This window comes from Metabacillus rhizolycopersici, assembly GCF_020075705.1.
In genome coordinates this window covers 108,769-124,639 of the sequence record NZ_JAIQUM010000001.1, presented here as the reverse complement: position 1 = coordinate 124,639, position 15,871 = coordinate 108,769, and the positions used below count along the sequence as shown (strand labels likewise).

At 35.7% G+C, this 15,871-nt stretch carries 13 protein-coding genes; 5 read left to right on the top strand and 8 right to left on the bottom strand.

The genetic code is table 11. The features are described 5' to 3' along the window. Nucleotides 1–148 precede the first annotated feature (148 nt). The 4 genes from K9V48_RS00585 to mreBH form a co-directional block, all read right to left on the bottom strand. The gene (locus K9V48_RS00585; protein WP_224135916.1) at nucleotides 149–1,075 is read right to left on the bottom strand and encodes a CobW family GTP-binding protein; all 927 of its coding nucleotides are present in this window, start codon (nucleotides 1,073–1,075) and stop codon (nucleotides 149–151) included. A gap of 148 nt (nucleotides 1,076–1,223) precedes the next feature. Continuing rightward, on the bottom strand, nucleotides 1,224–2,456 hold the full coding sequence (locus K9V48_RS00580) for an aminopeptidase (protein WP_224135914.1): 1,233 nt from the start codon (nucleotides 2,454–2,456) through the stop codon (nucleotides 1,224–1,226). Between the two features lie 319 nt (nucleotides 2,457–2,775). Then, on the bottom strand, nucleotides 2,776–2,916 hold the full coding sequence (locus tag K9V48_RS00575) for a protein YkpC (protein WP_181455788.1): 141 nt from the start codon (nucleotides 2,914–2,916) through the stop codon (nucleotides 2,776–2,778). Nucleotides 2,917–3,222: 306 nt separating this feature from the next. Continuing rightward, nucleotides 3,223–4,230 (bottom strand): rod-share determining protein MreBH, encoded by a 1,008-nt coding sequence (gene mreBH / locus K9V48_RS00570; protein ID WP_224136103.1) that lies wholly within the window; start codon nucleotides 4,228–4,230, stop codon nucleotides 3,223–3,225. Nucleotides 4,231–4,528: 298 nt separating this feature from the next. Here mreBH and recQ point away from each other — a divergent pair, with 298 nt between their 5' ends. The 4 genes from recQ to K9V48_RS00550 all read left to right on the top strand — a co-directional run bounded on the left by recQ (nucleotide 4,529) and on the right by K9V48_RS00550 (nucleotide 10,506). Then, the gene (recQ, locus tag K9V48_RS00565) at nucleotides 4,529–6,667 is read left to right on the top strand and encodes a DNA helicase RecQ (RefSeq protein WP_224135912.1); all 2,139 of its coding nucleotides are present in this window, start codon (nucleotides 4,529–4,531) and stop codon (nucleotides 6,665–6,667) included. 655 nt (nucleotides 6,668–7,322) lie between these two features. Beyond that, nucleotides 7,323–8,654, top strand: a complete 1,332-nt coding sequence (locus K9V48_RS00560) for a cytochrome ubiquinol oxidase subunit I (RefSeq protein ID WP_224135910.1) — start codon at nucleotides 7,323–7,325, stop codon at nucleotides 8,652–8,654. Nucleotides 8,655–8,666: 12 nt separating this feature from the next. Beyond that, a complete protein-coding gene (locus K9V48_RS00555) occupies nucleotides 8,667–9,680 on the top strand; it encodes a cytochrome d ubiquinol oxidase subunit II (protein WP_224135908.1) in 1,014 nt (337 codons plus the stop codon). Between the two features lie 163 nt (nucleotides 9,681–9,843). Further along, a complete protein-coding gene (locus tag K9V48_RS00550) occupies nucleotides 9,844–10,506 on the top strand; it encodes a potassium channel family protein (protein WP_224135906.1) in 663 nt (220 codons plus the stop codon). A 129-nt stretch (nucleotides 10,507–10,635) separates the two neighbouring features. Here the strand turns inward: K9V48_RS00550 and rnjA are convergent, their stop codons facing one another. The 4 genes from rnjA to K9V48_RS00530 all read right to left on the bottom strand — a co-directional run bounded on the left by rnjA (nucleotide 10,636) and on the right by K9V48_RS00530 (nucleotide 14,430). Then, the gene (gene rnjA / locus K9V48_RS00545; RefSeq protein WP_224135904.1) at nucleotides 10,636–12,303 is read right to left on the bottom strand and encodes a ribonuclease J1; all 1,668 of its coding nucleotides are present in this window, start codon (nucleotides 12,301–12,303) and stop codon (nucleotides 10,636–10,638) included. A gap of 5 nt (nucleotides 12,304–12,308) precedes the next feature. Beyond that, nucleotides 12,309–12,518, bottom strand: coding sequence for a DNA-dependent RNA polymerase subunit epsilon (locus K9V48_RS00540; RefSeq protein ID WP_224135902.1), 210 nt, complete (start codon nucleotides 12,516–12,518; stop codon nucleotides 12,309–12,311). Nucleotides 12,519–13,282: 764 nt separating this feature from the next. Then, a complete protein-coding gene (def, locus tag K9V48_RS00535) occupies nucleotides 13,283–13,837 on the bottom strand; it encodes a peptide deformylase (RefSeq protein ID WP_224135900.1) in 555 nt (184 codons plus the stop codon). A 455-nt stretch (nucleotides 13,838–14,292) separates the two neighbouring features. After that, nucleotides 14,293–14,430, bottom strand: coding sequence for a YjcZ family sporulation protein (locus K9V48_RS00530; RefSeq protein WP_224135899.1), 138 nt, complete (start codon nucleotides 14,428–14,430; stop codon nucleotides 14,293–14,295). A gap of 384 nt (nucleotides 14,431–14,814) precedes the next feature. On the opposite strand from K9V48_RS00530, the gene K9V48_RS00525 reads away from it, so the two are divergent. Further along, on the top strand, nucleotides 14,815–15,489 hold the full coding sequence (locus K9V48_RS00525; RefSeq protein ID WP_224135897.1) for a YkyA family protein: 675 nt from the start codon (nucleotides 14,815–14,817) through the stop codon (nucleotides 15,487–15,489). Nucleotides 15,490–15,871: the final 382 nt, after the last annotated feature.

Here is a 15,871-nt window from a genome sequence, read left to right as displayed (position 1 = left end):
CAAATGTGCACTGTCCGTGAACCCCAGTGAACCCCAAAAAGGAGAATACGGTAACGAAAATCTCCCTAATATCTTCGTTAAATTGAACAAAAGCGTCCGATGGAAAAAGAGGGACAGAACATAAGAATCGTCTGTCCCTTAACAAATTTCATTCGGCTTGATTTTCCTCCATCAACAGTAGTTCCCTTTTTAACATTTGATGATCCAAATTTTCACCGATAAACACGAGTGTGTTTTTCATATTCATTTGTTCTTTTATATAAAGTGGCATTCCATATGAATATTGAAAAAGATACGTATCTTTTGAATGGGTAAAGGAGAGGTATCCTTTTATGCGGTAGATTGTGTCGGGCATATTCTTCAAAAATTGCTCAAATGATTCTAAATCAATTGGTTTTGAAAATGTATGGACATATGTGCGCATATGTAATGTATCATGAACATGTGCTTGCTCATGCGGTTTTGTGACATATCTCTTTCTCATTTTCATATGAGAAAGTGGAATGTTCGCATATTCAGTCATGAAGAGCTTACCATTTTCACTTAACGATTGTATTTCCGAAACAAGATTTGCCTTTTCACTTTCAGATAGGCTATCTACTTTATTTAAGAGGATAACATCAGCATGTTGAACTTGTTCTATTAATAGTTTTCTTAGTTGAATGCTTAGTTCAGTACGGTGTTGCCAGCGTTTTGTATCAATGATTGTAATGATTGATTGGACAGCAAGTTTTTCAGCAAAAAGAGGTGACATGCATGCGTCAAGAACTTCCACTGGGTGTGCAACTCCTGTTGTTTCAATGTAGATTGCATCAAGTTCATATTCTTGAAGCATGTTTTCTAGCTGGACCTCAAGCTGTCCTTGTATCGTACAGCATACACAACCATTTAGCAGCTCCTTTAACGGAGTTTCTTCAGGTACAGCGTTAGAATCAATGGAAACTTCTCCAAGCTCGTTCATAATGACAGCAATCTTTCGTTGTTGCTGTTTTTCTTGTGATAGAATATTTTGGAGTAAGGTTGTTTTTCCTGCTCCTAGAAAGCCGGATAAAATATAAATCTCTACAGGTTTCATTTAATGTCCCTCATTTCACACGTCATCAAAAAGGGGCCTGACAAGTGGAAACGGTCTGACCCCAACATGAAAATATTTTTGTTTTTAAAGTAAGCATCTAGCTTAAAGGGAAGCAAACTTCCAATGGAAGATGGGGCAACTTATTGGTTTAAAAAGCCCAAGTACCATTACGGAAGATTGCTTCAGTTGTTCCATCTGGTAATATACCATCAATGTCCATTTCAGCAGAACCGATCATAAAGTCAACATGTGTAATACTAGAATTTACGCCAACTTTTTCTAGCTCCTCACGTGACATCTTCTTTCCACCCTCAACACAAAAAGCATAGCCGTTTCCAATTGCCAAATGGTTTGAGGCATTTTCGTCAAATAATGTATTGTAAAAAAGGATTTCAGACTGGGAAATCGGTGAATCATGTGCAACTAATGCGATCTCTCCTAAATAGTGGGAACCTTCATCTGTTTCAACTAATTGCTTGAGTACTTCTTCACCTTTTTCAGCTTTAACATCAACGATACGACCATTTTCAAAAACAAGTGAAAAGTTATCAATTAAATTCCCACTGTAGCTTAGCGGTTTCGTGCTTTTGACAAAACCGTTTACACCATTACGTGATGGAACGGTGAACACTTCTTCCGTTGGCATATTTGCCATGAAGAAATTCCCTTTTTCATTTTCACTACCAGCGCCACACCAAGTATGAGTGTCATGTAGTTCAATTGTTAAGTCTGTACCTGTTGCTTTGTAATGAAGCTTTTTATATCTTTTACTATTTAAGTAATCAACTTTTGTATGTAAGGAGTCATTATGATCTTTCCATGCTTGTACAGGATCTGCTTGGTCAATCCGTGTTGTGCGGAAGATTGCTTGCCAAAGCTTTTCAACCTGTTTGTCTGCACTTTCATTCGGGAATACCTTTGCTGCCCATTCTTTTGAAGCAGCGGCAATAACTGTCCAGCTTGCTTTATCAGCTTGTAAATAGTTTCGATATTTTGTAAGGGCAATACCCGCGGATTTTGTTGAAGTAGCGATTCGTTTTGGATCAATGCCGCTTAAAAGATCGGGATCAGATGAAATAATCGACATAAATGCTCCATCATTCTCTGCTAACGTTTCTAAGCCTCTTGCTTTCCATTCTGGATAATCGCTTAATGCGTCTTCTGATGCAAGCTCAAATCGAGTTCTTGTAACAACGTCATCATGCCACTCCACGTACACATTCCGTGCACCAGCTTCATACGCCTTTTTAACAACGAGACGGACAAATTCAGCAACTTCTGTAGAAGCGTTGATTGTTAAATTTTGATCTTCTTGAATATTTACACCTACGCGGACAGCTAATTCAGCATATTTTTCTAAGTTTTGTTGGAAAGTAGACATAGTTTCATCCTCCTTGTTATTTATATACTACATTTTAAATACCTCCCATGAATGGGAGTTTATCTTTTTAGTTTATCAAAATTAAATAAAGAATGAAAAGATTAAGTGATAGAATCTATTCAAGGTGATGGAAAGTAATAGCGATCCGAATACTATGAATCATTTTATTGGAAAAGAATAGACGAATAAAGCATCCAAGAACCTTTTAGTAGAAGTTTCTTGGATGCTTATGTATGTCCATCTATGTCATAGGTGTCTTAACAAACTGATGAGCAAGTATAGATAAGATTACGATGTCCTTAAAACCACGCCTGTCTAGTTACTCACCTTGAACTTGGACAATTATATCATCATTCTGATCAGGACTTTCAGGCATGTTCGCAAGAGAAACACTCATCCCACCGACAATAATGATAGCTAATGTTAAACTAATGATAATGCGTCTGCTAAGATCTTTCACACTATAACCTCCCAAAATATTGATTTGTAGACAAAAGATTTGTGGGAAAATATCAATTCCAGCTTTTTTATGAATTCCGTTATTTCTAGTAAACCAAATCTAATTTATTCAAAGAAAAGTGTTTTAATGCTAAGAGATTATGTAAATTTTATGTAAATACGTTTATTCATTAAAAAAAGCCACGAATTGTGACTTGCATCGTGGCTTCTTAGTGTTTTTAGAATTTATAAGTTTAGGCTTCGAGAATTGTCCAGCTGCAGCGCCTTATTTGCCCGAAGCTGAACAAGGCGCTTGCGCTTTTCTTACTTATTTAGCTGATTTCATCAATTTGCTTATAACGGTCAATGATTTTCCCGTACCAATAGCAACACATTCTAATGGGCTTGGCGCTATATGAACCGGAACAACTATTTCTTGACTAAGCCATTCCTGAATACCTTTCATTAAAGCACCACCGCCAGTTAAGATGACCCCTCGATCAACAATGTCACCACTCAGTTCTGGCGGACAATCTTCGAGAGTAGCGCGAATGGCTTCTAAGATGTGTAAAAGGGATTCTTTCATTGCGTCCTGCATTTGAAATGAGGAAACTGTGATCGTTTTCGGTAACCCAGTCACTAAATCACGGCCGCGAATATCCATTGTTTCTTCTTCGTGTTTAACTAACGCGTAGCCTATTTCTATTTTCATTTTTTCAGCAGTTCGTTCACCTATTAGTAAATTATAATTTTTACGAACATATTGAATAATTTCCTCGTCTAATTGGTCACCAGCTATACGAATGGAATGACATGAAACGACACCACCAAATGAAATAATCGCTACTTCAGTCGTCCCACCACCAATATCGACAACAACATTTGCAGTTGGTTCATCGACAGGTAAATCTGCACCAATTGCAGCAGCTACTGGCTCTTCGATTAAGTGTACTTCTTTTGCGCCAGCACTTTTAATTGCATCTTGAATCGCCCTTCTTTCCACAGAGGTTGCACCTGATGGCGTACAAACGACAACAGTCGGCTTCCGAAGCGACATCCCAAGCTTTCGTGCAGCTATTTTCATAATATGTTTTAACATATCTGTCGTAATATCGTAGTCTGCAATGACCCCATCTTTTAATGGTCTAACTGCAATAATTTTACCGGGTGTTTTTCCAATCATATCTTTAGCTTCTGACCCTACTGCTAGAACCTTTTTTGTTACTTTATCAATCGCAACAACGGAAGGTTCATTTAGTATAATACCTTTATTTTTACTATAAACTAATATATTTGCTGTTCCTAAATCTATGCCAATTTCAGTAGTTGTTAACATCATGATAAAAAACCTCTTTTCTGCTCGCTTTTTTATAAAATTTGTAGAAGTGTGCTGTTTTTTGGGGGTTGTCATTAACCTGAAAACAGTTCGTTATCTGTTTGTCATATAACATGTAATATTTCTCAAAAAGGCGCAATCATGTAAATGATGATAATTAGTTGAAATCGAAATTTTGTAAAAAAGGTAAAACTCAAAATTGGAAGAATCGAAAATTGTCATATCTAATCATGCTATACTAGTAAGGAAGTAAAGATTGTTCGTTTACTAGATACAATAAAGGAACTAGGGTGATTACATGCTACAGCAAGCAGAGAAACAATTAAATGATTACTTCGGGTACTCTTCTTTTAGAAAGGGTCAAGAAGATATTATAAAGAGTGTATTAGCTGAAAATGATACATTAGCAATTATGCCGACAGGTGGCGGGAAATCGATTTGCTATCAAGTGCCGGCCTTGCTGATGGACGGGATTACGATCGTCATTTCACCATTAATCTCATTAATGAAGGATCAAGTAGATTCACTAACAAGTGTTGGGATCTCATCCACGTATATAAATAGTAGTCTTACTGTCAATGAATTAAATGATCGAATGTCAGAAGTAAGAGATGGCGTGTATAAAATTTTATATATTGCACCAGAACGACTTGAAACTCCATCCTTCCGTTCGTTACTTTTATCGTTAAACGTCTCGATGGTTGCAGTTGATGAAGCCCATTGTATTTCTCAATGGGGACATGATTTTAGACCAAGTTATCGCAGTATAAAAAAAATGATAAGCGATTTTGCAACAAGACCAATTGTCATTGCATTGACAGCAACTGCAACAAAGGAAGTTACGTCTGATATTTGTGATTTATTGGATATTTCTCCTTCAAATACTTATATAACAGGATTTGCAAGGGATAATTTAACTTTTAATGTAATGAAAGGTGAAAATAAACGAGATTATATTACAAGATATATAAAAGCAAATCATGGGCAGGCCGGAATTATTTATGCAGCAACACGGAAGGAAGTTGATGAACTATATCAATTTTTAAAAAAGAGCGGGATCAAAGTAGGGAAATATCATGCTGGCATATCAGAACAGGAACGTGCTGAGCATCAAGACCAATTTCTATTTGATCAACTGGAAGTAATGATTGCAACGAATGCGTTTGGGATGGGGATTAATAAGTCTAATGTTCGCTATGTCATCCATCATAATTTACCGAAGAATATTGAAGCCTATTATCAGGAGGCTGGTCGTGCGGGGCGAGATGGCGAAAAGAGTGAGTGTACCATTTTGTTTGCAGGACAAGATATCCAACTGCAAAAGTTTTTAATCGAGCAAACGTCGTTGAGTGATGAAAAAAAAGTGCATGAATACCAAAAGCTCCAACAGATGGTAGACCTTTGTCATACCGAAAAATGTATTCAAACATATATTATCGAATATTTCGGGGAAACTACGGCCCATGCTGATTGTGGAAAATGTATGAATTGCCGTGATACTCGTTCGAAAATTGATGTGACAAATGACGCATTAATGGTTTTTTCATGTGTAAAACGGATGGATGAAAGATTTGGTAAAACATTAGTTGCGCAAGTATTGAAAGGCTCGAAAAATAAACGAATTACGCAATTTGGATTTGGGAAGCTATCGACTTACGGATTAATGCAACAAAAAACGGAGAAACAAATTGTTGATTTTATCGATTTTCTCATAGCAGAAGGATATTTATCATTAACGAATGCACAATATCCAGTATTAGAGTTAAGTCAAAAAGCTAGGCAAGTATTAGTTGAAAAACAACAGGTCTTTAAGAAAGAACAAATGACAATCCAGGCAATTGATACAAATGATGAACTATTTGAAAAACTAAAGCAGGTAAGAAGAGAATTAGCTTCAAGTCTTGGTGTGCCTCCATATATTATATTTTCAGATAGTAGTTTAAAAGACATGAGTAGTAAATGTCCAACAACCGATGAAGAATTTTTAACTGTAAAAGGTGTTGCGAAGACAAAACTAGAACGATATGGTGAGGATTTTATTGCTGCAATCTGTGAATACATGAAGGTTGAGAGATCCATTCCGATCGAACGTGAAGTGATAATGGAAAAGCAACGAGTTGTAACAGATAAAGCTGCTAGTCATCTTACTAGCTATCAAATGTATCATGATGGTCAAGCAATTAAAGATATTAGTTTGGAAAGAGGTCTTTCAGAGATAACGGTTCAAAATCATCTGATTCGAGCTGTAGAAGAGGGAAATCCGATTGATTGGTCACAAATTTTTACTGCAGAACAAGAAGCATTAATCGTAGAAAAGGTTTATGAGCTAGGGACTGAAATGTTAAAACCTCTTAAAGAAGCCCTTCCAGATGACATCAGCTATTTTCAAATCAAAGCTTCAGTCTGTAAGCTCCAATTAGAAACGGCAAACAAATAAGACAAACAAAAAACGTTCATATGTGATAGGACTTAGTAACAACAATCATGAGTCCTATAACGATGAACGTTTTTGCTTTAAATTGAGATTCCTTCCCTCTAGAACTCCTATCCAATCTACCAACCCCAAACCATCGTAAAGGGTACCCCAAAAGAAATCCCTAAAATAATAAATAATCCATTTTTTTAAATACTAGGTTGTAATAGCCTTCGTGTGTACAATTATTAATCTTCAGATGAGTAGAAAAGTAATTGGATCAAGAATCCAAGCTAATGTAAATGACAAATACTAAAAATAAAACCGCCAAATCCTCCTAATGAGTACGGAAAAGGGATAGTAGATAAATTTTAATCCATACTTGTCCTCAGATAATTTTTCTATCTATTAATTTTACCACATTAAAATATAGTGGGTGTTTAGTGCAGATGAACCAACAGTATCTCCTATAGGAAGATACTGTATCTAGTGAAATGAATTTGATAAACGGGATGATAATTACTTTTTTGGAAATAATACCAAATGAAATTATACTCAAAGAATTAGATTAAGCAACTAACCAACTTATGGTCGGGTACTTAGTTAAGAAAGTGTCACATTATTCATAGTTGAATCATCCGCTTTATGCAAATTTGAGGATAAAAGGAGTTGTTAAAGAGTGGCAGAATTAGATGGCGTCTTACTCAGCAGGATGCTCACGACATTAACATTGGCGTTTCATATTATTTTTGCAACACTTGGTGTCGGAGTTCCTGTCATGATTTCATTAGCGGAGTTCATTGGAATAAAAAGAAATGACCAGCATTACAATCTTTTAGCTAGACGGTGGGCACGAGGCTTTGTTGTTACAGTTGCTGTAGGTGTTGTAACAGGGACAATTATTGGACTGCAGCTTTCCCTTCTTTGGCCAAGCTTCATGGAGGTAGCTGGACAACTCATCAGTTTGCCTTTGTTTATGGAAGTATTCGCATTTTTCTTTGAGGCAATTTTTCTAGGAATTTATTTATATACGTGGGATCGTTTTAAAAAGCCTATTTATCATTGGTTGTTATCAATTCCAATCTTTGGTGGTTCAATACTTAGTTCAATGTTCATTACGGTCGTTAATGCATTTATGAATACACCTCAAGGATTTACGCTAGAGGGCAGAACGTTAACAGGGATAGATCCAGTTGCGGCTTTTTTTAATCCAGCAGCACCAACGAAAATATTCCATGTCGCAACGTCGGCAATCATGACATCGACGATTGTTTTAGCAGCAATTACCGCGTTTATGATTTTGAAGGGGAGAAGAGGGGAGTATCACAAAAAGGCTCTCAAATTAACAATGGTTACCGGATTAATCTTTTCTTTTTTGACTGCTTTAGATGGAGATATTTCTGCTAAGTTTTTAGCTGAATATCAACCAGAAAAATTAGCAGCTGGTGAGTGGCATTTCGAAACAGAAAAGGGTGCGGACTTGATTCTTTTTGGTACGTTGAATGAACAAGGTGAGATAAAAAATGCAATCCGAATCCCAAAAATGTTAAGTTTTTTGGCGTATAGTGATTTTAATGCAGAAGTTACTGGCTTAAATGAAACTCCAGAAGATGAACGACCACCTTTAATCATTCATTATTTCTTTGACACTATGGTAACGATCGGATCGTATACGTTATTCATTTCACTTGTATTTGTTGTGTTAATGATATGGAAAAAGGGAGATCCGTTCAAAGCTTGGCTTTTATGGCCAATTGTAATAGCGGGACCTTTAGCAATTATCGCGATCGAAGCAGGTTGGTTTTATGCAGAGATGGGAAGGCAACCATGGATCTTAAGAGGCTATATGAAAGTAGCAGAAGCAGCAACCACGTCAAATTATGTATGGTTAATGCTTATTTTTTTCTTTCTTCTATATGGAGTGTTAGGCACGTTAACAATAATAGTGTTAAGAAAGATTTTTAAAAATAATCCTGCAGAAGCGGAACTTGAATTTAGATTTAAATCATAGGGGGGTGTAAAAATGGATATTCCGATCATAGGGATGACAGTTTTATGGATATTTTTATACGGTTATTTAATAGTTGCATCAATTGATTTTGGAGCAGGCTTCTTTGCCTTTTATGCGAAGTTTACAAAGCGTGATGATATTGTAAACAACCTGATAAGTCGATATTTATCACCTGTTTGGGAAGTGACAAATGTCTTTTTTGTTTTCTTTTTCGTGGGAATTGTAGGGTTTTTCCCGCAAACCGCCTATTATTTCGGCACTGCTTTATTAATACCAGGAAGCATTGCCTTAATCCTGCTAGCTATTCGTGGATCATTTTATGCGTTTGGAAACTATGGGTCTAAGGATAGTATGGTCTATACTTTTTTATACGGGGCTACAGGTTTGTTCATTCCAGCCTCGCTATCAACGGTATTAACAATTTCGGAAGGTGGATTTTTAGAGGAAAGGAACAATACTGTTGTTTTCTTAGCACAAGAACTCTTTACAAGCTTTTATTCGTGGAGTGTTGTCTTTTTAGCAATTGTTTCAGTTCTCTTTATCAGTGCTGCATTTTTAACATATTATTCAGCAAGAGCGAATGATCAGCCGGCAATCAAGCTCTTACGGAGGTTTGCCCTGATTTGGGCTCCACCAACAATTTTAGCTAGTTTACTTGTGTTTATTTCCTTGCAACGGCATAACCCACGGCATTTTGAAAATATGCTTGGAATCTGGTGGATGTTTGGTTTATCATTATTGTTCTTTTTGATTGCAACGTATCTTATTTATACTAAGAAAAATTATGGAACAGCATTTATACTTGTTATGCTACAGTTTTTCTTTGCGTTTTTCGGGTATGGGGCATCGCACCTACCGTATATTTTAGAACCTTTTGTAACAATTTCATCAGCTTACACGAATGAAACGATGGGTATGGCACTTGTTATTGCCTTCATCGCGGGACTTCTACTTCTTGTACCGTCACTTATTCTTTTAATGCGTCTGTTCCTATTTGATGCAGACTATGTAAAAGGGAATAGATAAGTTAACGAGTTGGCAAGTTGCATCTATTTGAGCCTCTGTTAAAAATAAAGAATATGTGGTACGCTTTTTTTTAGCTGGAAGTCTTTTAGAGTGTGCTTTTAAAAAAGAAGTCGTCAGCATTGAAAATGGCGACCCATGTTCTTTAGTAAGTGGAGGTTAAGTGATGAAAAAGGAATTTGCAGTGATTGGACTAGGTCGGTTTGGCGGAAGCATTTGTCAATCACTTAGTGAAGAAGGATTAGAAGTTATGGCTATTGATGTCGATGAAGATAAGGTAAATGAGTTTGCAAATATTGCTTCACATGCAGTTGTCGGTGATACAACTGATGAAACTGTACTAAAAAGTATTGGTATTCGTAATTTTGACCATGTCATAGTGGCAATCGGTGACAATATTCAAGCAAGTATTTTAACAACAATCATTCTTAAAGAATTAGGTGTAAAGGATATTACTGTAAAAGCGACAAATGATTACCACGAAAAAGTACTTTCTAAAATTGGTGCAGATCGAATTGTACATCCGGAAAGAGATATGGGGAGAAGGATTGCTCATAAAATTGTTTCGAATAATGTATTGGATTATTTAGAGCTTTCTGATGAGCATAGTATTGTGGAAATCGTTGCCAACCATCGTCTACATGGACATTCAATTATTGATTTAGATATTCGAGCGAAATATGGGATTAATATTGTAGCTATTAAGAGAAATAAAGATATTATTGTATCACCACAAGCAATTGAGATTATTCAGAAAAATGATATTTTAATTGTTATTGGCGCAGATGCAGATATCAGTCGATTTGAAAAAAGACTTTTAGGGGACTAATTGGAGTAAAAAAAGAGTGGGGAAGACGATTAAATCGTCACCTCACTCTTTTTTTATTGCTTAGCGAATTTCAAAAATTCTTGTACCGTGGCTAAGTGCGCGCTATCTAGCTCAAGCGCTTTTGTTGCATTAAACTTCCATAATAATTGGAAGGATCATTGGACGACGTTTTGTTTTCTCATATAAGAAAGGTGCGAGTGTATCTGTAATTTCGTTTTTAATTTCAGACCACTGGCTTGTACGGCGTTCCATAATTTTATTTAAATGTTTAGTGATGAGCGCTTGGGCATCGTTAATTAGGTCACCAGATTCACGCATATACACAAACCCTCGAGAAATAATATCAGGACCTGCAGAGATCTTGAAGTCTTTCATATTAATGCTGACAACGACAATGACAAGCCCTTCTTCAGAAAGAATACGTCGATCACGTAAGACAATATTTCCGATATCACCAATTCCGCTTCCATCAATATAGACAGAGCCAGATGGGATTTTACCTGCGATACTCACTTCATTATCGCCAATTGCTAAAACTTCTCCATTATCCATGATAAAGCAATTTTCTTTTTCGACACCACAGTCTACAGCAGTTTGTGCGTGTGTTTTTTGCATGCGATATTCACCGTGGATAGGCATGAAGTATTTAGGTTTCATTAAGCGTAGCATAAGTTTTTGCTCTTCTTGACTACCATGACCAGAGGTATGAATGTCACTCAATGGTCCATGGATGACCTCTGCACCAACACGGTATAGCTGATTAATTATTTTGCTAACGCTAATCGTATTACCTGGGATTGGTGAAGATGAGAAGACGACAGTATCTCCAGGGATAATTTGAATTTGACGATGAGTGCCGTTTGCAATGCGAGAAAGGGCAGCCATTGGTTCACCCTGACTACCAGTACATAAAATTGTAACTCGATGCGCTGGTGTACGGTTAATTTCATGTGCATCAACAAACGTATCTTTAGGACAATTGATATAACCTAATTCTTGTCCAATTTGAATGGCAGCCTCCATACTTCTTCCGAATACTGCCACTTTACGACCATTCTTTACAGCCGCTTCCACAACTTGTTGGAGACGATGGATGTTAGAAGCGAATGTAGCAAAAATAATCCGTCCGTCTTCTTTTCGGAAAATGTCATTAATGCTTTCACCAACACGTCTCTCAGACATAGTGAAATTAGGAACTTCACTATTCGTACTATCAGATAGTAAACAAAGAACACCGTCACGGCCAATTTCAGCCATTTTAGTTAAGTTTGCTGGTTCACCAACTGGTGTAAAATCAAATTTAAAGTCACCAGTATGTACGATATTCCCTGGAGGTGTTTTCACAACAATTCCATAAGCATCTGGGATACTATGTGTAGTTCTAAAGAAAGTAACAGATGTTTTTCTGAATTTTATGATGTCATCTTCTTGAATCTCGATCAATTTAGCTTGGCGTAATAATCCGTGCTCTTCAAGTTTATTTCTTAATAAACCTAAAGCGAGTTTTCCACCATAAATAGGAATGTTTACTTGACGAAGTAAATAAGGAATACCACCAATATGGTCCTCATGTCCGTGCGTAATAAATAAGCCTTTGATCTTATCTACATTTTTAGCTAGATAACTGTAATCTGGAATTACATAGTCTATTCCAAGTAATTCGTCCTCTGGGAACTTAATACCAGCGTCAATAAGGACGATTTCATCCTGGAATTGCACACCGTACGTGTTTTTACCAATTTCACCTAACCCGCCAAGGGCGAAAACGGCTACTTGGTCATTTTTAACAAATTTCATACCAATCAAATCTCCAATACTTTGTAGTTTTCACTTTGCTTTTCATATTCTAAATATGCTCCATCAACTGGTGAAACAAATTCGATATTATAAGGACGGTCTTTTAGTTTAGAACGAACTTCTCCCTCAGTAGCTGCTTCAATATATAAAGTAGTTGTTCTTTCACGCACAGGTACATCAGTATTTTTTTCTTGATAGTACACTTTGAAAATCATCTTCCAAATCTCTCCTTAACTTCCGTATGTTAGACTAACTTTTTCTATTATATGCGATATTTACGTTCAAGCCAAGCCTAGAGCCAAATGTGTTACATCTTATTTTCTATTTTAAATCATGTTTTTTACTGATTTTGAAAATAAAATGACCCTTTAACTGAAATTAGGCGTAACAAATCGATTCATTCCTGATTCAGGGACAGCATCCCCTCACCTTTATGCTGATGAGAATCAATCAAGTGAAGAGTGGGGAAAGTGCACATATTAGCAAGGAAAGGTCTTGATATATTCCGGTGCAAAGAGAGTTTGTTTTAAAGGCATGAAAAGTTATTAGGCAATCGTTTTCCGTTTTAAAAGGTTATTCCATTGTTTTCGAATTGTTTTTTTTATTCTTTTTAGCATGTTCAATTACCTCCTATTCTAAAAATACTCGCTAAATCTGCAAGGAATGGTTTTTGAGTGGAGAAACCGTACAATAGATAAACTTTCAACGATAGTATATGTATAAATTAATTTTGATTTACATGGAGATTCGTGGAAATTTCGCACAAGTTATTGTTCGGTGAGAATACCTCAACGAATAGGGAATAGGTTTAATCTTTTTTGTTTGAATTTTTGAGTGAGGAAAATAAGGTGGTTGTATTGGGGTCCTAAATGATTACTGCCCGTAAAATTTAACGTAAATCACGTCTTATACTAGAGCGACATTTGTTCAATAGTAAAGGCGTGATTTACGGAAATATTAAATCAACTAAATGGCCAAATTAACGATTAATTGCAATTGCGTTTTCAGGTTCTTGAAACGGGTTTTTTTCATCAATATGATCATAAAACATGATACCATTTAAATGATCAATTTCATGTTGGAAAACAACTGCAAGCATTCCTTTCAACCGGATATCAAGTAGTTCACCCTCTAAACTTGTAGCTTTAACACGAATCCGAGCATAACGTGGAACGATACCAGGAATTGCTCGATCTACAGATAAACAACCTTCTCCAGTTGCTAAAAAACTCTTCTCGATAGAATGACTAACAATTTTTGGATTAAAAAGAGCATAGCTATGTAAGACGTCCTTTTCATCTGCTACGTGAATCGCGATCATCCGTTTAGCAACATTAATCTGTGGCGCAGCAAGACCAATACCTGGACGTAATCCATACTTTTTAGATATTTCAGGTTCCTGACTGTTTTTAACATATTCAAGCATATCTACTAGCGTATTTTTATCTTGTTCTGAAGCTGGTAAGGCAACTTCCTCAGCTACTTTTCTTAACGTAGGATGACCTTCTCTAATAATATTCTCCATAGTAATCATGATGAAACACTCCTTTAAAATTGACAGACCATTTATCCCACATGAACTGGCAGTAATTCCAACACTTCTATAGTTTGTGATGAATCAAAGAAGCGCAGCATGCGGTAGGTACTAGTAAAAGCTAATGTAAATCTCAACCATCATCAGTGGGGATAAAGATAAGCACCTTACTAATTGAATTCACGCTTTATAATCAAAAAAAACTTAAAATATGTAGATAATGGTGCTGTAGAATTTGCAAATTCGTCTTTGCTTATGTACAAGAGAAAATAGAACAATAATTGATATATATAAGATTATAAAGGAAGAAGTTCGAAACGAAAAGGGTTCAGCAGGCCTACTGTCCAATTAGCAACAATTATACTAGTACAAAATGGGCAAAGGGCTAATAAATAAGTTTTTTTAACCTCCTGAAAGGTTAAAGTATACATGTTAGCCCTCTTTGGAGTAGTGAATTAACAACCTAAATAAGCTGCACCAACAATAATAAGTAAAATGAAAAGAACAACGATTAATGCAAAGCTATTTCCATGACAGTGAGTTGGAGCTGCATATCCGTATCCACAATGTTGTTCACAACCATAATTATACATATTTTACGACCTCCTAATGATTACGCCTTGGTGACGTATAATACACACTATGTAAAAAGGGCAGATATGTATAGTCAATCGCCTATTTCGTAATATTTTTTAGAGTGGTTCCCTTATTGTTAAGGAGGGACTGTTCGGATGAAAACGGGCAACTATTCTCCATATATCTTTTTTGTTGCTCCCATTGATTATCAGCCGTATTCGAAGATTAGATTAGTAATTTGTGATGGTCTAAAAATCAGACAAGTTCATATGATGTAATGTTGAGTACATAATTGTAGTGAGTAAAAAGTTAATTAAGTTTTTTTATTTGTAGGGAGATTGTAAAAATTGAAAGAACACCTTATAGTAGAAATTGTCTTATGCTTTTAGGGGGGAGATTTTTTGTTTAAAAAAGGGGAAAAGGAAATATTTCGAATTAGCTTAATTATAAGTTTATTATTTATCTTACTATCTGGTTGTTCAGGTCCCTCTCCAGAGGAAAATATTTATACGATTTTCGAGAAAGTTGTCACATTAGAGGATCCATTTAAAGAACAGCAGCAACCATTAAAAGAGCTAGAAAAGAAAGAATCTGAACTTTATAACGAGATTATGGATATTGGATTGAAAGATTTTGACAAGGTAGTAGCTTTATCTAACGAAGCCGTTACCGTATTAGAAGATCGTGAAACAAGAATTGAGGCTGAATATGAAAGCATTAAGGCTTCAAAAGAAGAATTTGAATTAGTAAATAAAGAAATTGAAAAAATAAAAGACGAAAAGCTGGCAGAAAAGGCAAAAGAAATAAAAACGACAATGGAGAATCGTTACTCTGCCTATGAGAGCTTATTTGACTCGTATAAAACGTCGATTTCATATGATAAAGAACTATATACAATGCTCCAAAAAGAGGATTTAACAATTGAAGAGCTTGAAGCGCAAATAAAAAAGGTGAATGATACCTATAAAATTGTCATGCAACAAAATGATGTTTTTAACGAGTTAACAGAAGAGTATAATAAATTGAAGATGGAGTTCTATGAAAATGCATCTTTAAATGTTGATGAAAGCAAATAGTATGTTTATAAAAACCCAATCGATGCGATTGGGTTTTTATAATTGTAAAAAACTTACTGAAGTTTGGATGAATATGAAATCGAATGACAAATGCAAGGATTTTCATTAACGAATTATTCTAATTTAGGTCTGTACTATAAACACTATTACAGAGAGAAAAATTGTAGTAGTACAGATTTGGTTTTTGATGTTGTTTTTAAAAAAGTTGCTGAACAGTCTTTAAAAAAAACCTTATACAAACTAATTGACGGACCATCAAACATTGGTGTAAACTAGGTAATGAATTAAATAACTGTGTATTAGTTAGTGCTTGAATTAAACTAATACAGTGTTAATTATATAGAGTCTTTCTACCATACATAGAGAAATTATGAAAGCATTC